The organism is Bacteroides intestinalis, assembly GCF_003464595.1.
Classification (GTDB): Bacteria; Bacteroidota; Bacteroidia; order Bacteroidales; family Bacteroidaceae; genus Bacteroides; species Bacteroides intestinalis_A.
On the sequence record NZ_QRZF01000002.1, the window covers coordinates 167,996 to 189,923 of the forward strand.

Annotated in this window: 19 protein-coding genes; 6 read left to right on the forward strand and 13 right to left on the reverse strand. The window is 43.2% G+C overall.

Annotation, left to right across the window (positions count from 1 at the left end; translation table 11 throughout):
- Window positions 1–4: 4 nt before the first annotated feature.
- The 13 genes from DWW10_RS03055 to DWW10_RS03115 form a co-directional block, all read right to left on the reverse strand.
- Window positions 5–1,330, reverse strand: coding sequence for a TolC family protein (locus DWW10_RS03055; RefSeq protein ID WP_118421047.1), 1,326 nt, complete (start codon window positions 1,328–1,330; stop codon window positions 5–7).
- Complete coding sequence (locus DWW10_RS03060) at window positions 1,308–1,748, reverse strand: MarR family winged helix-turn-helix transcriptional regulator (RefSeq protein WP_007215588.1); 441 nt, start codon at window positions 1,746–1,748, stop codon at window positions 1,308–1,310. The genes DWW10_RS03055 and DWW10_RS03060 overlap by 23 nt, the downstream gene beginning before the upstream one ends.
- Before the next feature lie 232 nt (window positions 1,749–1,980).
- The gene (locus DWW10_RS03065; protein ID WP_022394337.1) at window positions 1,981–3,117 is read right to left on the reverse strand and encodes a 6-bladed beta-propeller; all 1,137 of its coding nucleotides are present in this window, start codon (window positions 3,115–3,117) and stop codon (window positions 1,981–1,983) included.
- A gap of 35 nt (window positions 3,118–3,152) precedes the next feature.
- Entirely contained in the window at window positions 3,153–3,668 is a 516-nt protein-coding gene (locus tag DWW10_RS03070) for an energy transducer TonB (protein WP_022394336.1), read from the reverse strand.
- A gap of 171 nt (window positions 3,669–3,839) precedes the next feature.
- The gene (locus tag DWW10_RS03075) at window positions 3,840–5,021 is read right to left on the reverse strand and encodes a helix-turn-helix transcriptional regulator (RefSeq protein WP_118421158.1); all 1,182 of its coding nucleotides are present in this window, start codon (window positions 5,019–5,021) and stop codon (window positions 3,840–3,842) included.
- 320 nt (window positions 5,022–5,341) lie between these two features.
- Window positions 5,342–7,192, reverse strand: a complete 1,851-nt coding sequence (locus DWW10_RS03080) for a glycoside hydrolase family 13 protein (protein WP_022394334.1) — start codon at window positions 7,190–7,192, stop codon at window positions 5,342–5,344.
- Window positions 7,193–7,303: 111 nt separating this feature from the next.
- A complete protein-coding gene (locus DWW10_RS03085; protein ID WP_022394333.1) occupies window positions 7,304–8,671 on the reverse strand; it encodes a tetratricopeptide repeat protein in 1,368 nt (455 codons plus the stop codon).
- A 184-nt stretch (window positions 8,672–8,855) separates the two neighbouring features.
- Window positions 8,856–10,016 (reverse strand): sodium ion-translocating decarboxylase subunit beta, encoded by a 1,161-nt coding sequence (locus DWW10_RS03090; protein WP_118421046.1) that lies wholly within the window; start codon window positions 10,014–10,016, stop codon window positions 8,856–8,858.
- Between the two features lies 1 nt (window position 10,017).
- Window positions 10,018–10,443 carry a biotin/lipoyl-containing protein gene (locus tag DWW10_RS03095; protein ID WP_007212901.1) on the reverse strand — a complete coding sequence of 142 codons (426 nt, stop codon included), beginning with the start codon at window positions 10,441–10,443 and terminating at the stop codon, window positions 10,018–10,020.
- 22 nt (window positions 10,444–10,465) lie between these two features.
- Complete coding sequence (locus tag DWW10_RS03100; protein ID WP_118421045.1) at window positions 10,466–11,398, reverse strand: OadG family transporter subunit; 933 nt, start codon at window positions 11,396–11,398, stop codon at window positions 10,466–10,468.
- Between the two features lie 32 nt (window positions 11,399–11,430).
- Complete coding sequence (locus DWW10_RS03105; RefSeq protein ID WP_007212903.1) at window positions 11,431–12,984, reverse strand: acyl-CoA carboxylase subunit beta; 1,554 nt, start codon at window positions 12,982–12,984, stop codon at window positions 11,431–11,433.
- Window positions 12,985–13,106: 122 nt separating this feature from the next.
- Window positions 13,107–13,514, reverse strand: a complete 408-nt coding sequence (gene mce / locus DWW10_RS03110) for a methylmalonyl-CoA epimerase (RefSeq protein ID WP_118421044.1) — start codon at window positions 13,512–13,514, stop codon at window positions 13,107–13,109.
- A 144-nt stretch (window positions 13,515–13,658) separates the two neighbouring features.
- Complete coding sequence (locus DWW10_RS03115; protein ID WP_118421043.1) at window positions 13,659–16,070, reverse strand: TonB-dependent receptor; 2,412 nt, start codon at window positions 16,068–16,070, stop codon at window positions 13,659–13,661.
- A 150-nt stretch (window positions 16,071–16,220) separates the two neighbouring features.
- On the opposite strand from DWW10_RS03115, the gene DWW10_RS03120 reads away from it, so the two are divergent.
- The 6 genes from DWW10_RS03120 to DWW10_RS03145 all read left to right on the forward strand — a co-directional run bounded on the left by DWW10_RS03120 (window position 16,221) and on the right by DWW10_RS03145 (window position 21,924).
- Complete coding sequence (locus DWW10_RS03120) at window positions 16,221–16,454, forward strand: YecH family metal-binding protein (protein ID WP_007212906.1); 234 nt, start codon at window positions 16,221–16,223, stop codon at window positions 16,452–16,454.
- Between the two features lie 263 nt (window positions 16,455–16,717).
- Complete coding sequence (gene coaW / locus DWW10_RS03125; RefSeq protein ID WP_118421042.1) at window positions 16,718–17,542, forward strand: type II pantothenate kinase; 825 nt, start codon at window positions 16,718–16,720, stop codon at window positions 17,540–17,542.
- 226 nt (window positions 17,543–17,768) lie between these two features.
- The gene (rpsA, locus tag DWW10_RS03130; RefSeq protein ID WP_007212914.1) at window positions 17,769–19,565 is read left to right on the forward strand and encodes a 30S ribosomal protein S1; all 1,797 of its coding nucleotides are present in this window, start codon (window positions 17,769–17,771) and stop codon (window positions 19,563–19,565) included.
- Window positions 19,566–19,761: 196 nt separating this feature from the next.
- Complete coding sequence (locus DWW10_RS03135) at window positions 19,762–20,559, forward strand: hypothetical protein (protein ID WP_118421041.1); 798 nt, start codon at window positions 19,762–19,764, stop codon at window positions 20,557–20,559.
- Between the two features lie 27 nt (window positions 20,560–20,586).
- Window positions 20,587–21,501, forward strand: coding sequence for a ribonuclease Z (locus DWW10_RS03140; protein WP_118421040.1), 915 nt, complete (start codon window positions 20,587–20,589; stop codon window positions 21,499–21,501).
- 102 nt (window positions 21,502–21,603) lie between these two features.
- The gene (locus DWW10_RS03145; RefSeq protein WP_022393293.1) at window positions 21,604–21,924 is read left to right on the forward strand and encodes a T9SS type A sorting domain-containing protein; all 321 of its coding nucleotides are present in this window, start codon (window positions 21,604–21,606) and stop codon (window positions 21,922–21,924) included.
- Window positions 21,925–21,928 lie beyond the last annotated feature (4 nt).

The window sequence follows — 21,928 nt, forward strand, 5'->3', positions numbered from 1 at the left end:
AAAATTAAAGCATGCCGCAGGTTCGCTGTAATTCATAGTAAGTGTAAATGGCCTGCGTACGGGCAACGGTCAGTTGCAGTTCAGCATCCAGCCGCACGCTGCTTGCATCCAGCAGGTCGGTGAGGATGGAAAGCTGGTTCAAGTAGCGGTTTTGCACAATCCGGTAGTTTTCTTCTGCCTGGCTGACAGAGAGCTTCAGGGCTTCTATGCGGTTCAGGGCCTCTTTATGGCGGGTGTAGGCAGTTCGGATCTGAATACGGACGTTCTGCATCAGGAGTTCTTCGGCATACTTTTGAAGTTGTACCGTCTGCCGGGCTTCGTGCATCTTGTGCTTATTCTGATAAAGAGACGACAGGTTGTATGAGAGGCTGAGGCCGATGTTCCAGTTGTTGTTGTACATGTCAGCCAGCGTAGTGCTGAGTGGGCGTGCAAGGGTGTTGCCCGCATGCAGTGACAGGCTGGGAAGGTAGTTTGCTTTAGTCAGCCGGATATCGTTTTCTGCCAGCAGGGTTTGTTGGCGGACAATTTGCATGCCCGGATAGTTGTTGTAGGCTAATTGTACATACGTATCATAATCAGACACACTGACGGCGGTATACAGTAAAGTGGTGTCCGGTGCTATCAGTTGTGATTCGTCCAGTCCCAGCAGAATATCGAGTTGTTGCGAAGCTATGGAGATGCTGTTGTCGGCTTCCTGATAGGCCAGGCGGTCGTTGGTCAGTTGCAGTTCACTGCGGATTTCATCATTGCGGGTGACTATGCCTTCTTTTTTCATCCGACGGATATCTTTCAGTCGGTGTTCGGACTCTTCGATGTTGCGTGCCAGCACTTCCCGCTGCTTGTAGTAACTGAAAAGCGTCATGTACTGTTGCAGCAGTGCCAGCTTGATTTCGGCTTCGTTGTCGGCACTGGTTAGGGCGGCTATTTGCTCTTTAAGTTCGGCCTGATGTATTTGGGCCTGTATCCTTCCTCCCTGGTAGAGGGGTTGCGTCAGGTTGATATTATAGTTTTGTGACCAGTCCGGCGTTTCGGGGCGCACGGGGTGTGAAAGTCCCCGCTGAAAGATGACGGGCTGGCCTATGATTCCGGCGCTGGCACCTACTTGGATATCTGGCAATCGGTCTGTGTATGCAGACTTCTTTTGGTCGTTATAAATAACCTCTTGTAGTTTGCTCTTTTTAAGTTGAAGACTGTTTTCTGTGCCAAGATGGAAAAGTTCGTCTACGGATAATAGATGCGCATTCTCCTGAGCGGTTAGCCACAGCGGAGCTACAGCAAGTATGTGAATGAGCAAGAGGCGAAGAAAATTAGAACTGGTTGAATATCTCATAGAGTGTCTCTAGTTGATTGGAACATGCGTTTAGGTTCTCTATTCCCATCAGTTGGCCCGTCTGGGTATAAAAATCCTTGATGAGCGGGCGTACACGGTCGGATATCTCTTCTCCTGCGGGAGTGAGGTACACAAGTCGGTTACGGCGGTCGTTAGGGTCTTCCTGGCGCATGATCCAGCCTTTCTTTTCGAGGTTTGCCATCAGATTAGTCATGCAAGCTTTGTCTTTGGCTGTCTTTTCGGCTAATGCCTGCTGGCTGATTCCTTGTTCCTGCCACAGGGAACTCAGTACTTGTAACATTTCAAAGGTGATATCTATGTTATTGCGTTTCAAAACGCGTTGCAGAGCTTGGCGGAATGCCATGCGGGTTCTTAGCATTTGCTGGATAAGCCCGCGGGATGAATTGTAATTCTCCATTGCTACGTTGCTTTTTATTTTTCGGGCGCAAAGGTAGAGCTTTTTATTGGAATTAGTCAAATGTTTGACTAATATTGTGAGGGGAGATTTGAAGAGCCTATATACCAAGCAACATTTTTTTTATACAATCTCTTACGGTGTAATGAGTATGAGTGGCATGCCTTTTAGGCATGCCAGGCTATATAATGCTGAAGAGTAATCTCTGATGTAACTGTCCATGTATCCTATCCTTTTACTTCAGTTTACCCATAAATAAAATATTATTATCCTCTGTGTCGATGGTGTCCAGCAATTCTTTTAACTGTTTACGGTCTTCGTCTGAGCAACTGCTCTCGGCAAGACGTTTCTCTATTTGAGTAATAAGCCGTCCTGGTTCATTCATCTGGTAGAACCATCCATTACTGAAATTGAATATAGGTGCCTCCATATGTCCGAAAAAGTCATTTATCAACTTGGCATAATTTGAAGTTTGCTTTTCTTTGTTCACTGCTATAACGCCTTTGCCCCCCAACATGGCGGTCAGATAATAACCCGGCAACTCATTATAAATATGCAGTGGGATTTCGGATACTTCACCAAAATCCATTTTGAATTTGGGATGGATTTTGTTCGCATTCTTGTCATAGTGGAAAAGTGTGTCACAAGAGGACAACCAGAAACTGAATCCGGGAACATTATGGTAAGCAAATATATCCTGATTGAAATCTTTTTGCAAAAAGTTGGGAGTAGGTTTTAGTTCTTGTTTGAATGAACCGTCTTTGTCATATACTGCGGCGAGGAATTTCTCCTTATTGTTTTCAAAGGGCATGTGAATAATGGTGATGTCTCCATCGTCATCCACTTCTATTTTAGGCTTACTTAACTTCTCTTTAGTAACAATCTCACGCACAAACTTCCCGTCTGTATTGTACACCAATATTTTGGGTAAGAAAGCAAAAGAAGCCAAATAAATTTCTTTCGTTTTCTCATTAATCACTTCATCATAAATAGACTGATTATATTCTTCCGGACCATTACCTATAGCACCGACTTGACATTTTAGCTTTCCATCATGAGTGAAAAGTAAGAAAGGAAGATTGTTTGATTGACGAATGCCTATATAATGGTCTGTAATACACAAACCATAACCTTTGAAGAAAGCACTATCTGAATTTTCAAAACGGACAATCTTAAACTCTTCTACTAGGTCACTTAGATTGATGTCAATCGTATTTTTTACTTGATCAAAATGGCAAACCGTCAAGGTATTGTCGGCATCGGTTTCTACGAAAGTTAAAGTACCGTCACCTTTAGGGGATGTGCTGCAACTTGCCGTTACTAAAACTGTACACAAGGCTGCTGCGACTTTAAATCCTTTTATATTCTTCATATTTTCCTTATTTATTGAATTTTGTATTTATGTTTTTATATATATTGGGCTGCTATCGCTGATCTGTATTTAGAACGTACCGGGGTTTCATTTATCTTACCAGGAATAAATTTGGGCAATAATTTGAGTACTCTGATAAATTCTTTATCTATAGCGGGATGGATGCCTTCAACGATTATCACATCCGAAACGGTACCGTCTCGTTCTATCACCAAATCAACCGTTCCTCTGCCGTTTACAGGATCTATATCCGGATATTTGAAGTGTTTACTGATAAAATCCATAAATTGGGAATTATTCAAAGAAGGAAATGCCCTTACTACTTCGGACTCTTCATAGATTTTATCCAAATCAATCTCTTTCCCTTTTCCGATGCTATCAATGGCATAACCTTTTTCCTCAATAACTGTTGCAGAAGTCTCACCAGTTAATGTGTCACATGAAACTGGCTTTACATCAGCTTGTTTGGTCGATTTTCCGGTACAACCTATTGTAATTATGAGGAAAAAACATAAAAAACAATACCGTACATTCTTAATTACTGCTTTCATAATATTTTATTTTGATTCTGTTGCGAATTTAGATGTTATATATGAGAAAATAATATGATAATGGAATAAATAGTGAGATAACTTACTTTATTGATAATTAGATGGGTAGCTTTGTATTGGAATGAGTTATGAGACAAAATGAAGAATGAATTTATATAATAATGTATACTTTTACTTATTGTGAGTAAACGCTATTATAAAATCAATAAAACTCTCTTTACTCCTTTTTCTAAAATCGAACTTCTCGCATATTCGAATGGTGTACCGTTCAATACTTCGGGGTTGTACATCCAAAAGTTGTGCAACAGTTTCAAGAGATAAGTTTAAGGCTGTCAGATAACAGATGTCTTTTTCTCGCCCGGTGAGTGATGAATATTGTTCGTTCAATCGAGTGGCAAAGTTTTGGTGAACGATATTTAACCAGTGTTGCAGTTTGTCTCTGTCGGCTGCGGGAATATACTTTTTTAGTTCTGTAATTTTGAGGAATGTTTGTAATGCTTCAGCATCTGCTGATGAAACGGTGATGTCTTTTGCCCGGAACATGGTTTCCAACTGCTTTATGCGTATATCTTTTTCTCCTTTTTCATTCTGCAAAGCCATGATTTTATTCAAGGCTTCTTCTTGTTCTAGGCTATGCAGATTCTCGTTTTCTTCTATCATTGTTTGGAAGGTATCTATCTGTTCTTGTAACTTAATAGCCCCTTGTTTCTGTTGGGATAACTCTTTTCCTTTCTGCTTCTTATACATTTTCAAGCTATAGAAGTAAAGGAGTATTAATACTATTACTATTAAGATTCCAATAGCAATAGTGAGATACCAACTCATTCGTATTTCAGCATTTTGCCTGAGGGTGATGGATTTGTCGTATTTTAGTTGCAATTCTCTGATTTCTGTACTCTTTAGTTCATCCCGAACGGAATCAATAACCGCAATGTAATTTTTAAGATATTTAATGGCTTTCTTATATTGTTTATTCTCTTCTGCTTGTTTATATAATGCAGAATAGATATTCACTTTTACATTTAGATCAGAAGTTTTTAAAGCTGCATGTAATAAACTGTCAGCCTTTTCTTTATAATAATCTATTGTAATATTTATCAGAGAATCTGAAGGTGCTGGGATGTTGTAGTGGTATTTTGCTTGTGTCAGTAGCAAAGCATAGTCAGCCTGTTCTTTTCCTTTGAGTTTTTCCGGTGAAGAAATCTGTTCCAGTATCTGTAAAGTAGAATCCGGGTTTTCCCATATTTGGACTTCTGCCAACTCTAATAGCTTGGTAGTATTATCACGCTGACACGAAAAAAGGCATGCACAGCATAATAAGACATATAAGATAGTAGTTTGTCTATTTTTCATAATACTTGATTTGAATGTAAATTCAATAGACAAAGGTGAGAACAATTATTTTATTATATGTTTAAAAATGATTCATTTGCCTGTTATAATTATGCCATTTCCCTTTTTCTTATCCATCATCTTTGTTGTTTTATGAAGCAAAGCATCTTTTTTGTTTTTAAATGTTTAAATGTTGTATCTATTATTTATAGGTAGTTGGTAGACTACTAATAAGTATTTGTCTGACTAAGGCAGGTTGATTTTTTAGTGAATTTGGCATAGGTATACAAAAAAACGCAGAGTGTATTTCTCTGCGTTTTTTTGTTTTTATGAAATGTTATTTATAACTCGATAACCAATGACTCTCTTGGTCCCATTGTCAGCGATTCACCGAATGCAACTGTCTTTCCACTAAGAATATCTTTTCCTTGTTTGGAATCTTTCAATATTTCTTTGTAGAATTTCAAAGGAACAGTAGTTTCGGCATCTGTACCATTCAACATTACGAATACGGTTTTACCTTCGTGCTGGCGGGCATACGCGTAAACACCATTCTGAACCATGAATTGCACCATGCTACCTTTGGCGATAACATCGTTTCCTTTACGCCAGTTCAATAAGGTCTTGTAGAAGTTATAACATTCGTTCTGTATCTTGCTGCGTCCTGCGGCTGTCAGTGCAGTTTCTGTATCGCCAGTCCATCCACCGGGGAAGTCCTTACGAACGTATCCGTCACTCTTGCTCTTTACACCGTTCATCATGATTTCCGTACCATAGTAGAGTTGCGGAATGCGGCGGGTGGTAAGTAGCAAGGTAGAAGCTTGTTTCAGCATTGGCAGATTGTCGCCTTCACCCAGAAAGCGGTCGGTATCATGGTTTTCGATAAATGCCAGTACGGAAGCCGGGTTGGGGTAGAGGAAGTCGTATACGAAGCTATTGTACACGCGATCCAGACCTTTGAACCATGTTTCGGTCTGCTCGTTCTTGGCAGTGTTGATTTTATCGAAGAAGCTGAAGTCCATGACGGTTTTCAGGTTACTGTTCTTCGGGGCAGAGAGTTTGGAATCCATTTGCCACCAGGCTGTATAAGCCGGTTCGGTAACCCAAGTTTCGCCTACGGTGTTGTAGTTGGGGTATTCTTCGTTCAGCTCTTTCATCCAGTTGCTCATGGCGTCATAGTCGGCATAAGGATAAGTGTCCATGCGGATACCGTCGATATTGGCATACTCAATCCACCAGAAGCTATTCTGTACCAGGTAGCGATATACGTGCGGGTTCTTTTGATTAAGGTCCGGCATAGCGGTAACAAACCAACCGTCGTTCATCTGGTCGAAATCGTATTGTGAAGTATAAGGATCAACGTGCGGAGTCAGTTTGAAAGAAGTCTGCACGAAGTTCTTTTCATGATCGGGATTGTTGAACCAGTCTTTAGACGGCATATCTTTAATCCATGGATGTTCTACGCCGCAGTGGTTGAAGATCATATCCATTACAATCTTGATGCCGCGGTCGTGGCATTTGGATATCAGTTGCTGATACTCTTCGTTGGTGCCGAAACGCGGATCAACTTTATAGTAATCGGTAGTAGCATAGCCGTGGTACGAACCACCGGTCATGTTGTTTTCCAGTACCGGAGTGAACCAAAGAGCGGTTATACCTAGGTCGGAGAAGTAATCCAGATTTTGCTCGATACCTGCAAGGTCACCACCATGGCGGGCGTTCGGATCATTGCGGTCTACTTTGTATTCGGCCATGCCGGGGATTTGGTCATTGTCCGGATTACCGTTTGCAAAGCGGTCGGGCATCAACAGGTAGAGGGCGTCGGAAGCATCAAAACCTTTGTGTTCACAGCTTTTCTTGCCGCGTGCTTTCAGTTCATACTCTTTGACGATTTTCTTTTTGCCTTGTGCAAAAGTGAGAGCTACTTTACCGGGTTTCATATCTTTCTCCAGGCTCAGGTAGACAATCAGGTAGTTCGGGCTTTCCAGCTTGACAGTGCTGCTCAAAGAAACGCCGGGATAGTTGACAGTAACGGAAGAGTTACCGATGTCTTCACCGTAGACCATAAGTTGGAGTTCGGGATTTTGCATTCCGGCGTACCAAAACGGAGGGTCGATTTTGTTTACGTTCATAGCTGCATACGTACTAAGGGAAAGTAAAAACGTTCCCAGGATAAGGAATAATTTTTTCATGATATTAGCTTTTCGTTATTATATCCGTATTTTGGTGCTAATATAAGCAAATAGCGGAGAAAGCTGCCGCTACTCCGCTATTATATACTTTATAATGTTATGCAAACGTTTTCACTTCTTTACTGTGTCTCTGGAAGTTTCTGTCTTTTTCGTATTTGTTGGTACTGCAATCACTTTCCCCTGAAAGAAGTCATCCACTTTCTTTTTCTCGCGAAGATCTTTCAGCCAAGTTTCGGCCGCACCATAATAAGTACTTAATCCTAATATTACATTTCCTTTATCATCTGTTTCGGGTTGCTCACTGCTGTTTTTGGGACGCGTTTTAAGGAAAGCCTCCAGACAACGTTCTGTATTCTTTTTATCTTTCAACTGATATTGGTAAACATATGCCATGTCATACAAGAGCTTATGATTTTCTATATCATATTTATCATATCTGTCTTGCATCGTTTTGATTTGCTCTTTAGGCATTAGTGCCATTTTATAGCAGTCTGTGAGGCCGACATAGAGGCGTACCATAGCACTATCGGGTGGGGTAGCATATGCCACAGCTTCTTCCAGATATGCAACTCCTTGATCCTTCCATGACGTTTTGGAACAGGAGCGTCCTAAATAATATAGCAGATTCACATTACGCTTATCATATTGGCGAGCTACTTCCAGTATATCATGTGCTTCATAAAACTTTTCTACTGCGTAGTAACTGACTCCTAAATAATAACAGGTGGTAAATGTACTGTCCCCTAGGCTTAGTAACTGTTCGTATCTCTGTATTGCGGTCTGATAATCTTTCATCAGGCAGTATGCCAATGCATTTTGTTGGTTTACAACAACGTTTGTACTGTCTATTTGGCGGTATTTTTCAGTAGCTTCTATAGCATAATTATAAAATGCTCCTTCGATGTGCAGTCTTGCTGCTTTGGCAGCAGCCAGAAAATCGTTGGGATATTTTTCCTGTATGTTTTCATAGCATCCCAATGCTGCTAAAATGTCATCTACCCCTTCAAAACTTTGAGCTTGTAGATGTAATGCAACAGCCGAGCTATCTGTTTCTGTAAGTAGACTGCTCTCTCCCAATGCTTCATCGAATTTCCGCTGATTCAGTAATAGAGTAATGTATTGAATACGGGCATATTTATTATCCGGATTCAGGTCCACTGCCTTTTGATAATATTTTAATGCCTGTTTGTTTTTTAATAATGACTTGCAGCACTCTGCTGCTTCAATATAAGCTCGTGGATTCAGAGAATCTTGCATCACGACTTCTTCATATACTTGAAGCGCTTCCCTGTTGTTGCCAAGACTTTTCAGCGCTTTCCCTTTCTGATAGAGTAGGGGAACAGTCGGCGTCTCTTGATCAATAAGCGTCAATGCCGTCTCATAATCATAGTTTGCCATTGCTTCCTGAATAGGGTTGGTATTTTGTGCCATCAGCAATGAAGAGGCACTGAAAAAGAGTAGAATAAAGAGTTTCCGCATAGTCTTTTTATCTTTAAAGTATTGCTTAATTGGCTGCAAGTTACTAAAAAGATTTACTTTACGAAATGTTCGTAGCTTCTTTTAGATAGATTAACGAATAAAAATAGCGCCCCTTCAGACGAAGGAGCGCTAAAATATACCGGATGTTTTGAATGGTAAAGATACCACTCAAAGCACATGTCTTTTACATTAAGAATCCCAGTAAGATACCGGCAGCTACTGCTGAACCGATTACGCCTGCAACGTTCGGACCCATGGCGTGCATCAGCAGGTAGTTTGTAGAATCATATTCCAGACCTACTACCTGAGAGATACGTGCCGAGTCGGGCACGGCAGATACACCTGCATTACCGATCAACGGATTAATCTTATTATCTTTCTTCAGGAAGAGGTTGAATATCTTCACGAAGAGCACACCTGAAGCGGTAGCAATCACGAATGACAATGCACCCAGACCGAAGATCTTGATAGAGTCAAGTGTCAGGAACTCAGAAGCCTGAGTAGAAGCACCTACTGTCAAACCTAACAGGATAGTAATTGTGTCAATCAGCGGACCACGTGCCGTTTCAGCTAAACGACGGGTTACACCACTTTCTTTCAACAGGTTACCGAAGAACAGCATACCCAACAAAGGCAGACCGGACGGAACAAGGAAACAAGTCAGCAACAAACCGATAATCGGGAAGATTACTTTCTCCGTGTGAGAAACTACGCGCGGCGGTTTCATACGGATCAAACGTTCGTGCTTGTTGGTCAACAGGCGCATGATAGGCGGCTGGATTACCGGTACCAACGCCATGTACGAATAGGCTGATACCGCAATCGCACCCATCAGGTTAGGGGCCAACTTGGATGAAAGGAAGATAGCCGTCGGACCGTCAGCACCACCGATGATACCGATTGCACCGGCTTGCATAGGATCGAAACCTATTTCCAAAGCGATCATGTAAGCACCGAAGATACCAAACTGAGCAGCAGCACCGATTAGTAACAACTTAGGATTGGATATCAGAGACGAGAAGTCCGTCATAGCACCAATGCCCAAGAAGATGAGCGGCGGATACCAACCGGAGGTTACTCCCTGATATAAGATGTTGAGTACAGAACCTTCCTCATAGATACCAACTTTCAGTCCGGCTTCCATGTTGAAGGGAATATTACCGATCAGCATACCGAATCCGATAGGAATCAGCAGCATCGGTTCAAATTCCTTGGCTACCGCCAAGTATATGAAGAACAAACCTACCAGGATCATAACGACGTGGCCTACCGTTGCATTGGCAAAACCCGTGTACGTCCAGAAGTCGGCAAGGTTGTTTCCTATAAATGTGATAAATTCTCCCATATTATTCAATAATTACAAGGTCATTACCTTCGAGAACGGAATCTCCTTTACTTACGTTGATCGCAGTGATTTTACCGTCTTTGTCGGCATTGATATTGTTCTCCATCTTCATAGCTTCGAGGATAATGATGGTTTGTCCTCTCTTCACTGTATCACCTACATTGACTTTGATGTCGAGGATAACACCCGGCAGCGGTGATTTAACACCTGATTTGCCAGTAGAAGGAGCAGCCGGCTTCACTACCGGAGTCGGAGCGGGGGCGGGAGTTGTAGGACGTACTACCGGTTTAACAACCACTTTCGGTGCCTTTTCCATTTCTACTTTGTAAGGGGTACCGTTCACTTCAACGTGAGCGATATTTTCGTCGATATCTCCAATGGTAACTTTGTATGTATTACCGTTGATTTTATATTTATATTCTTTCATCGTTTTATCAATTTATAGGTGATTACTTTTTCAGAGGAGTTTCACGCAATGTGTAAATCTTCGAACTCCACGGTGAATAGCTGCGTTTTACACGGGTGATGGTAAGAACGGTGTCTTCCACGTCGTGTACATCGCTTTGCATCTCGTACATAGCCATGGCAATAGCAGCAAATATTTCTCCCGGAGCTTCGCCCAGTTTCTTTTCTTTAGCTTCCTGTTTGTCAGTAATACCTTTAGCCTTCATTGCATTACGCTTACTGAGGCTTACAGATACCCTGCCAACAATCTTGAAAGCAATGAAAAGCAGAATCAAACCGCAGAATACTACACTCATGGCAGAAATAGACATACCGATACCGTCGCTATCATGCTCTTCGAATTTCTCCATCTTAGCATTGCTGTCGATAGTTTTGTTGTTGGTACTCGGAGTTACGTATTTCTCTGCACTACCGTCTTTAACTTCCCATTTTTCAGCGGCATCACTTATGCGTGCATAAGATTGGTTAGCTTGTAATACGCCTGCCGGTATGGTAATCTGATCCAGTAAATTGCGTCCTGAATCATATAAACCAATCCAGTTCTGTGTTTCCGGATTCAGCGTAAAGTTCGTGTGGAATGTACCACGTCTTGCTTCTCCATCAGCCCAGAATAATGAATGCTGACGAGGTTTCACCAAAGTCAGGACATCACCTTTAGGGATAAAGTAGCTGACAGTATCGCCCGGCTGGCTGCTGCATTTCAGATAGCAACCTGCGAGGTCGGCGCTGCCGTATGATCTGTTGAATATTTCAATCCATGCGCTGTGCAAGCCGTAATCGTCCTGATAATTACCTTCGTTGGTAATCAGTACTTCATTCAGCACCAGCTTATTGTTCGATTTCTTCTCTCCGCAGGAAGAGCATACACCTAACACCAGCAGCAAGGTAAAGAATATTCCGATTTTTGTTTTATTCATAATCGTTCTTGTTTTTAGTGTTAAAAGCCTGATTACAAAGGAATATTACCATGCTTCTTAGCTGGGTTGGACAATTTCTTAGTCTGCAACTGTTGCAAAGCGCGGATAATGCGGAAACGTGTGTTACGCGGTTCAATCACATCATCAATGTAACCATATTTGGCTGCATTATAAGGATTGGCAAACAGCTTGGTGTATTCAGCTTCTTTCTCTGCCAGGAATTGAGCAGGATTTTCCTGTTCCTTAGCTTCACGGGCATACAATACCTCAACGGCACCTGCACCACCCATTACAGCGATTTCAGCAGTAGGCCATGCGTAGTTCATGTCACCGCGGAGTTGCTTACAGCTCATTACGATGTGTGAACCACCGTAAGACTTACGCAATGTTACTGTTACCTTAGGTACAGTAGCCTCACCGTAAGCATACAGCAACTTAGCGCCATGCAGAATTACACCATTGTATTCCTGGCCTGTTCCCGGAAGGAATCCCGGAACGTCTACCAATGAAACGATAGGAATATTGAAAGCATCGCAGAAACGAACGAAGCGGCCACCCTTACGAGATGCGTTGCTGTCGAGCACACCTGCCAGATACTTCGGCTGGTTGGCAACGATACCTACGGACTGTCCGTTGAAACGTGCGAAACCGATAATGATATTCTTTGAGTAATCTTTCTGAACTTCCAGGAACTCGCCGTTGTCAACGATAGCGGCAATTACTTCGTACATGTCGTACGGCTTGTTCGGGCTATCGGGGATGATTTCATTCAGAGAATCTTCCAGACGGTCGATAGGATCGGTGCAATCTACGTAAGGAGCTTCCTCCAGGTTGTTCTGAGGAATGTAGCTCAACAGTTTACGCAACAAAGCCAAACCTTCTTCTTCAGTTTTGGCAGTGAAGTGAGTTACACCTGATTTGGTAGAGTGAACACTTGCGCCACCCAGATTTTCCTGAGTTACATCTTCACCCGTTACAGTCTTAACTACCTTCGGACCGGTAAGGAACATATAAGAAGTACCTTCCATCATCAACGTGAAGTCAGTCAGTGCAGGAGAGTAAACAGCACCACCGGCACAAGGACCGAAGATACCTGAAATCTGCGGGATAACACCTGATGCCAGGATATTGCGCTGGAAGATTTCAGCATAACCTGCCAAAGCGTTGATTCCTTCCTGGATACGTGCACCACCCGAGTCGTTGATACCGATACAAGGAGCACCCATTTTCATAGCCTGATCCATAATCTTACAGATCTTCAGAGACATCGTTTCAGACAAAGAACCGGCAGAAACTGTAAAGTCCTGTGCGAACAGATAAACCAAACGACCGTCGATAGTACCACAACCGGTCACAACACCATCACCGGGATAGTGTTTCTTTTCCATACCGAAGTTGGTACATCTGTGCTCTACAAACATATCCATTTCTTCGAAACTACCTTCGTCGAGAAGCATGGCTATGCGCTCACGAGCTGTATACTTACCTTTCTCATGCTGTTTGGCAATCGCTTTTTCACCACCACCCAGACGTGCAGCTGCGCGGCGATCGATAAGCTCTTTAATCTTTTCAAGTTGATTACTCATTTTATTAAATATAATGGGTTAATACTGTTTTTAATTATAAATTATGAATTACAAATTATGAATTGCAGATTACAAAATTACCCGTGAACGGAGTAATTTGTCATTTGTAATTCGTCATTATCTTACGGTTTTTCGCAAAGTTCCGTCAATACGCCCAGTGTTGATTTCGGGTGTAAAAAAGCAATGTTCAGACCTTCAGCACCTTTGCGCGGAGCCTTGTCGATTAAGCGAACGCCTGCAGCTTCTACTTCAGCTAATGCGTTTGCTACACCATCCTCGATAGCAAATGCCACGTGATGAACGCCTGCACCTTTGTTTTCGATGAACTTAGCAATAGTACTTTCGGGAGAGGTCGGTTCGAGAAGTTCGATTTTAGTATCACCAACTTTCAGGAAAGCGGTTTTAACTTTCTGGTCTTCTACAGTTTCGATGTTGTAGCACTTCAGACCTAATACGTTCTCGTAATACGGCAGGGCTTCTTCAATGCTCTTAACAGCAATGCCCAGATGCTCAATGTGTGAAATCTTCATAACTATATTTATTAATGTTGGTATAATGTCTTAATCAAAGGCATAAAACAGCACAAAGAAAGAGATTTCTTCCTTAATAGAGAAATTTTTCGTCAATTAATTATTGGATATTTGAAGTTTAGAAAGGTTTTTTTAGACTTCTGTTCAGAAGTCGAGCAACAGGCGGACATTAATCTGACGAGATGTCAGGTAATTGGGTACTGCAAACTGATTATTCCGGGTATCTGTCACCCAATAATAGGAGTTGACGTTGCTGATATTTAGCAAATTGAAAATATCCACCCCCAACCAAAGGCTGCGGATGCCGCGCTGATTTTCACGTTCACTGCGGTCGATAATACAGCGGGACATACCTATATCCACACGTCGGTAAGGGGATGTACGGAATACGGCAGCCTCGCGTCCGCTATGTGGAGGGCCGAAGGGAAGACCTCCGGCAAGTGTGCCTTTCAGGTTCATTTTCCACTTGCGGCTACCGGGAAAATAGTCCGTAAAATAGAGCGAAAGACGGTAGCGCTGATCGGTGGGGCGGGGGAGCCATTGTCCGTTTATTTTCTCTTCGGTTTTCATCAGGGAGAAGCTCAGCCATGAGTCTGTTCCGGGAACAAATTCACCGAACAGTTTCATGTCGATACCGGTGGCGTAACCTTTGGAAAGGTTGCGTCCGTAATAACTAATTCGTACATTATCTATATTATAAGGTATGAGATTGCTCAACGCTTTGTAATACACTTCCATGGAGAAGCGGAACGGGCGGTCCATGGCACGGAAATTATAGTCGCCACCTGCCACGAAGTGCAGGGAGCGCTGCGAACGGATGTCACGGTTCAGAGATACGGTAGCTATCCCGTCCACCTGGGTGGTATCCCGGAATTCTTTATAGAACGGTGCCTGGTAATAGACTCCGGCAGCTACTCTCAGGGTGAATTTCTCATTGAATGCCGGAATCAGGGCCAAGGAGGCACGCGGGCTGAAAATGAATTCTTTGTTCCAGTCCCAGTAACTGCCTCGTATGCCGGCAGTCAGGGTGAATAGTCCGGCAGTGGAGCGGAAGCGGTATGTATCTTGCAGGTAAAATCCATATCGTTTGCTGTCCGTCTCGTTGCGCGAACGGAGGGTGTAGAAGAGTTCCGGTCCTTCGGAAGTTTGTGGCATGGAGTATCCGGCAGAGTCGCGCATTTCCCATTCGCGCATCCGGTCTTTGATGCGCTCCCGTTTGAACTCCGCACCCCATTGCAGGGAGTGGCTTTTCAGTCGGTGGCGGCCTGTGATGGAATAACTTTGCACCTCTGCGGTAAGGTAATTGCGGGCATGTTCCATGTAAGTTCCTACGCCGATGGTTTCGGATGTTTCCTCTTCGTTGGTACTGCCGTCTACTTGCGTTCCGCTGTCCAGGGAGTTCAGCCAGTATTGCCCGGTGATGTCGTACGTTTCCTGTTCTTTCGTGTGGAAGGCGGAGGCTTGCAGGGTCAGACTGTTTTGTTCATTCAGCCGGTAGGTGGCGTAGGCGGTTCCGAACAGGGTGCGGAATAAATCTTTCTCCTGTCCTTCAAAATAGACTTTAAACTCACGTACATTGCTGAGAGTGCCGAAGCGGGTGTAGCGGTCTTCCGGCTGGAAGTTATAGCGGTTTTCTGAAATATTGCCGATGACGCCTACTTCCCAACGCTTCGAAGGTGTCCAGTTCAGATAAGTCTGATAGTCGATATAACGCGGGTCGTATTCTCCTTTTGTATCCAGCGTGCCGAGCAGATATTGGTTGGTTTTATAACGGATGCCGTTTGTCCAGGTTAGCTTCTTGGTGGCAAATCCTACGTATGCCGAGGCTCCCAACAGGCTGACGGAGACACTTCCTTCCAGCTGTTCGGGTTTCTTGTAAGTGATGTCCAGCACGGATGACATCTTGTCCCCGTACTTGGCCTCATAGCCTCCCGTGGAGAAGCCAACGGATTGCACCATATCGGGATTGATGAAACTCAATCCCTCCTGTTGCCCGGAACGGATCAGCAAGGGACGGTATATTTCAATGCCGTTGACGTACACCATGTTCTCGTCGAAACTACCGCCGCGTACGTTGTATTGTGAGCTGAGTTCGTTGTTGCTACTCACTCCAGCCTGCGTGGCTATCACGGCTTCTATGCTTCCACCCGAAGCGTCGGGGGCCAGGCGATTTTGCTTGGTTTCTATCTGTTGGATGGTTCCGGTTTGCCGGCGGCGCTCTGTTACGCTTACTTCGCCCAGTTCAAAGTTCATCGGGGGCAAGGTTATGTTCAGACTGATATTTCCTTGCGGACGTACTAATTTTCGTTTGCGGGTTTGGTATCCCAGCATGGAGAAGATGACCGTTACGCTGTCCCGGCTTTCGAATTTCAGTGAATATCTCCCTTTCAGGTTGCTGACTGTGCCTATAGCCGTCCCTTCCAATCGTATTGTTGCCAATTCAATCGGATTACCATTTTCATCCGTAACCGTTCCGCCTATCTTGACTGTTTTCTGGGCAAGGGCGGGAGTGGAGAATAGTATTATAAGAGATGTCAGTAACCAAAAATGTCTCATATCTTTTCTATAACGGAGAAACTTCCCGAAACGTATATCAGGAGGTAAAAAAGAGCTTTTAACTTTGCTTCTTTATTTTTTATAGGTTCGTGTCACATATGTTACAACTCCAATCTGTGTTTCGTGCTATCTTTGCAGAAAAAATAGATTATGGAACAATTACATGCTCATGAAGTCCTTCACATGATGGAAGGCAACAGTTATTCGGAATCATCATTAAAAGAGGCAATCATCCAGAAATTCGGTGAGCATCAACATTTCTATACTTGCTCGGCAGAAGATATGGATGCGGATAAATTGATAGAGTTTCTGAAAGCGAAAGGTAAGTTTATGCCTGCTGATGATGGATTTACGGTGGATATAACGAAGGTTTGCAGCCATTGATGCTGATGCATCCGTCTTCTCCGTATCAAGTCCGTACCAAGTCCGTGTCAAGTCCAAGTAAAGGTACTTTTATACGGACCAGATACGGACTTGGTACGGACTTGACAGGGTTAAGATAGGGCTTTGGGACTGAAAAATGAAGCAGAAGAATCTGCTCTTCAAGATGAATTTCTCTAAATGGATGTGTGGAGCAAAAAAAAATCTGAATACATATTTGCAATAAAACAATTTGTACCTTTGTAGCCGAATACAATATTGAAACTATGGGAATTGTAATAGGAATAGACGTTGGCGGAAGTACTACAAAAATTGTTGGAATCAACGGAGAACAGATACAGTCACCGATGTTTATCACTGCGACTGATCCGGTTACTTCTTTGTTCGGGGCTTTCGGGAAGTATATTTATGATAATGGTATTCAGCTTTCGGATATAGAGCAAGTGATGCTGACAGGTGTGGGTAGTGCATTTGTAGATAGTCCGTTGTATGGTTTACCCACGGATAAGGTCGATGAGTTTATAGCCAATGGGTTGGGTGCACGTCATGCCACGGATATTGACCAGCTGATCGTGGTAAGCATGGGAACGGGCACTTCTTTCGTAAGAATCAACGGAGAAAAGATAGAGCATATTGGTGGTATGGCAATTGGCGGAGGTACTTTGCAGGGACTTTCCCGCTTGTTGCTGAAGACGCATGATTTCAGGCAGATTGCAGCAATTGCCGAGAAAGGCGACATTACCCGTGTAAACTTGCAGATTGGAGATATTTGCAATCGTCCTTTGCCGGATCTTCCGGTGCATGCCACTGCTTCGCTGTTCGGAAAAGCGGATAGCAACGCTTCGCAGGAAGATATTGCAAAAGGGATTATTTATATGGTGCTGCAAACGATAGGTGGTGCAGCAGTGCTGTCTGCGCTGAATGGTCCTATCAAAGATTTCGTATTGATCGGTAATCTTACTAAATTTCCGCAATGCCATGAGGTCTTTCCGAATATGGAAAAGATATATGGGGTACGCTTCCATATTCCGCCCTATGCGGAGTATCGGACGGCGATAGGGGCGGCACTGGCATATTTATCTAAGCATTAGCAGCCACTTCCATACAGGGATCACTTCTATTCTTGAATGATTATCCATTTTGTAGCACGTTCAGAATGCTATCCTTGATCGTTTTTACCCGAATTGTATGTAAAATACCTAGAAATTTCGGATGGAACTTTTTGCTCTTCAAGAAAATACTCCTATCTTTGCGCCCGAATTTATGAGCTAATATAATGTCTCACTCAATTAATTATTAAACAACTTATTTTATTTAATGGAAAACTTAAAAAATGTAGCGCCTGTTGAAGACTTCAACTGGGATGCTTATGAAAATGGCGAAACCTTCGGTGGTGCCAGCCACGAAGAGTTGGAAAAGGCTTACGACAGTACGCTTAACAAAGTTAACGACCGTGAGGTAGTTGACGGAACTGTAATCGCGATGAACAAACGTGAAGTTGTTGTGAACATCGGTTACAAATCAGACGGTATCATTCCTCTGAATGAATTCCGCTACAATCCTGACTTGAAGATCGGTGATACTGTAGAAGTATACATCGAAAACCAGGAAGACAAAAAAGGACAGTTGGTTCTGTCTCACCGTAAAGCTCGCGCTACTCGCTCTTGGGATCGTGTGAACGCTGCTTTGGAAAACGAAGAAATTATCAAGGGTTACATCAAGTGCCGCACAAAGGGTGGTATGATCGTAGACGTATTCGGTATCGAAGCTTTCTTGCCGGGTTCTCAGATCGACGTGAAACCTATCCGCGACTACGATGTATTCGTTGGCAAAACTATGGAATTCAAGGTTGTTAAGATCAACCAGGAATTCAAGAACGTGGTTGTTTCTCACAAGGCTCTTATCGAAGCTGAACTGGAACAACAGAAGAAAGAAATTATCGGTAAGCTCGAAAAAGGACAAGTTCTTGAGGGTACCGTTAAGAATATCACATCTTATGGTGTATTTATCGACCTGGGTGGCGTAGACGGCTTGATTCACATCACTGACCTGTCTTGGGGCCGCGTAAGCGATCCGAAGGAAGTGGTTGAACTCGACCAGAAGCTCAACGTTGTTATCCTTGATTTCGACGATGAGAAGAAGCGTATCGCTCTCGGTCTGAAGCAACTCACTCCGCATCCTTGGGATGCTCTTAGCGCTGAACTGAAAGTGGGTGACAAGGTGAAGGGTAAAGTAGTGGTTATGGCTGACTACGGTGCATTCATCGAAATCGCTCCGGGCGTTGAAGGTTTGATCCACGTATCTGAAATGTCTTGGTCACAACACTTGCGTTCTGCACAGGACTTCATGAAGGTAGGTGACGAAGTGGAAGCAGTAGTTCTGACTCTGGACCGCGAAGAACGTAAGATGTCTTTGGGTATCAAACAACTGAAGCAAGATCCTTGGGAAACTATCGAAGAGAAGTACCCTGTAGGTTCTAAGCACACTGCTAAAGTTCGTAACTTCACTAACTTCGGTGTATTCGTTGAAATCGAAGAAGGTGTTGACGGCTTGATCCACATCTCTGACCTGTCTTGGACTAAGAAGGTTAAACATCCTTCTGAATTCACTCAGATCGGTGCAGACATCGAAGTTCAGGTACTGGAAATCGACAAAGAAAACCGTCGCTTGAGCCTTGGCCACAAGCAACTCGAAGAAAACCCCTGGGATGTATTCGAAACAGTATTCACTGTAGGTTCTGTACACGAAGGTACTATCATCGAAATGCTGGATAAGGGTGCTGTTGTTGCTCTGCCTTATGGCGTAGAAGGTTTCGCTACTCCGAAACACCTCGTTAAGGAAGATGGCTCTCAGGCTCAGATGGATGAGAAACTGTCATTCAAGGTTATCGAGTTCAACAAAGATGCTAAGCGTATCATTCTTTCTCACAGCCGTATCTTCGAAGATGCTGCAAAGGCAGAAGAAAGAGCTGAAAAGAAGGCTGCTGGTAAGAAGCCGGCTGGCAATAAGAGAGAAGACGCTCCGGCTATTCAAAACCAGGCTGCTTCTACTACTCTGGGCGACATCGACGCTCTGGCTGCTTTGAAAGAGCAAATGGAAGCTGGAAAGAAGTAATCACTTCTATAGATAGATAAAGATGAGAGGGCACTTACTTGAAAGTGTCCTCTCTTTTTTTTATATTTGGGTAGAATCTTGGGGAATAAAGTGTGCTTTTTTATTTTATGATTATCTTTGCAGAATAGTGGTTGAATGTGGTGGCTCTGAATCTACCGCATTCTGAATGGTATAAATAATTTAATGTAGATTTACTATGCGAAACATTATTAAGAATTTGGGAAGCATTATGTTGCTGACCTGTTTGTCTCTCATCTTGCTGACCGGATGTAGTCGGAAGTCTCAACTGAAATTAGCAATAGAAATGGCTAATAAGCGGTGTCCTATGAGTATAGGAACGACAGGCGAAATATCGAGCATTACTTTTGATGGAACGGATGTGATATACAGTCTGTTGATGAATGAAGACTATCTGGATTTGGATGCCTTGGGGAAGAATACCGATGCAATGAAGTCTGCTGTAATGGTTATGTTCAAGAATCCGAAAGGGGAAATAAAGTCAATGCTGGAAATGGTAGTGGATACTAAATCCGGTATTAGATTAATATATAAAGGAAAGTCTACCGGCAAAGAAGTGGAATGTAGACTGGACACTGAAGAACTGAAACGCATCTTGAACCAGAAGGGAACGGAAAAAGAGAGTGAGCGGCAGAAGTTGGAAGAACTGGTGAATGTTACCAATGTGTCATGTCCGATGACGATAGATGAGGCTACCATTCTTAATAAGTTAACGATAGAGGCGGATAAAGTAGTATACAATTATACGATTGATGAAGAAAAAGTGGCAATGGCTGCTTTAAAGAGTAATGAGGAGCAGATGAAACAGAATATAAAGGGGGCTTTGAATGTATCCGAACCTTCCTTAAAAATATTCCTGGAAGCATGTGTGAAGGATAATAAAGGGATAGTATACAGATATGTAGGCGATACCTCTGGTGAAAATATAGAATACCTTTTTACTGTTGCTGAACTAAAAGAGCTTCTGTCCAAATAAATAAGGATTGTTCAGAATGTATTGCTAATGGAAAAGTTTGAATTACATATACTGGGCTGCGGTTCTGCGCTGCCTACTACCCGTCATTTTGCCACTTCGCAAGTGGTGAATGTGCGTGACAAACTTTATATGATAGACTGCGGAGAAGGATCGCAATTACAATTCCGCAAGTCCCGACTGAAGTTTTCCCGCTTGAATCATATTTTTATTTCTCATCTGCATGGAGATCATTGCTTTGGTTTGCTGGGATTGATATCTACGCTCAATCTGCTGGGGCGTACGGCTGAGTTGCATATTCATTCACCGAAAGGATTGGAAACCCTATTGGCTCCGATGCTAAGTTTCTTTTGCCGGCAAATGACGTATAAGGTTCTTTTCCATGAGTTTGAGACGAAAGAACCCGGAATGATCTATGAAGACCGTTCTCTGACAGTGACTACCATTCCATTGCGTCATCGTATGCCTTGTTGCGGTTTTCTGTTTGCAGAGAAGCAGCGGCCTAATCATATCATTCGGGAGATGGTCGACTTTTATGAAGTGCCGGTATACGAGTTGAATAGGATAAAGAATGGAGAAGACTATGTGACTCCGGAAGGTAAAATCATTTCCAATTCCTTACTGACACGTCCGTCTGATCTACCGCGTAGTTATGCCTATTGTTCGGATACCATCTATATGCCTGAGATTGCGGAACAGATAAAAGGAGTAGATTTGCTATTCCATGAGGCCACTTTTGCAAATGCAGACTTGCCTCGTGCCAAAGAAACTTTTCATACTACTGCTGCTCAGGCGGGAGAGATAGCCAAGGCGGCAGGAGTGAAGAAATTGGTGATCGGGCATTTTTCTGCCCGCTATGAAGATGAGAATGTTTTGCTTAAAGAAGCTTCGGCTATTTTCCCCGAGACGGTGCTGGCTAAGGAAACGCTGTGTTTGGAGGTATAAATGATAATCACTAACAAATTATCATTTAACCGTCTGTTTTTTGTTTTATCGAATCGAATGCCGTATATTTGTACGGAATAATCTGAAAACATAGGCTTATAGATGAGAAAGTTACTCTACTGTTTTTTCTTTTTGTTGACTTTTTCGTCGCAGTCCGTGGCATGGGCGCAGGACGATCGGAAGCAGGAAACGGCTCAGAAAGAGCAGCCGTCTTCTACTATTGTGCTGACTGTTTCGGCAGAAAACCGGGTACGTGTGCAGAATGCAGAACCCGGTTCCCAGATGGAAGTCTACAATATTGTAGGCGTGAAACTTACCACGATACGCATTGACTCTACGGATGTCACCGTTCAGGTGAATTTGCCTAAAGGTTATTACATCTTTAAGATTGGGAATGTCGTGCGGAAAGTGGTAATCAAATAAACGA